Origin of the sequence: Bowmanella dokdonensis (genome assembly GCF_017254865.1) — a bacterium.
Classification (GTDB): Bacteria; Pseudomonadota; Gammaproteobacteria; order Enterobacterales; family Alteromonadaceae; genus Bowmanella; species Bowmanella dokdonensis.
Genome location: NZ_JAFKCV010000265.1, coordinates 1 through 317, shown reverse-complemented (window position 1 = coordinate 317; position 317 = coordinate 1). Strand labels below are relative to the sequence as shown.

Annotated in this window: 1 protein-coding gene; it reads right to left on the bottom strand. The window is 52.1% G+C overall.

Translation table 11 applies throughout. The features are described from left to right. The coding region (locus J0A66_RS22505; RefSeq protein WP_206576045.1) for an efflux RND transporter permease subunit at nt 1-317 on the bottom strand (317 nt) is incomplete at both ends.

Here is a 317-nt window from a genome sequence, read left to right as displayed (position 1 = left end):
GGCAGGTTAAAGGCAAAAATCTGGGCCTCTTTGATGGTGGAGAAGTACCCCATTGCCCGACCTATGGTGGCTTGCACGCTTTGGCTACTGTCACGCTCATCCCAATCGTTCAAGCGCACAAAGGCTAAACCAACGTTCTGACCTCGACCGGCAAAGCTGAAGCCTGACACGGTAAAGACCGAACGTACCGAGTCTTCCTGATGATAATATTCAGAGACCTTTTTCAGCACTTCTTCGGTACGCTCCTGGCTTGCTCCGGTGGGCAGTTGCACCATGGTCAGGAAGATACCCTGGTCTTCTTCCGGTAGGAAAGAAGA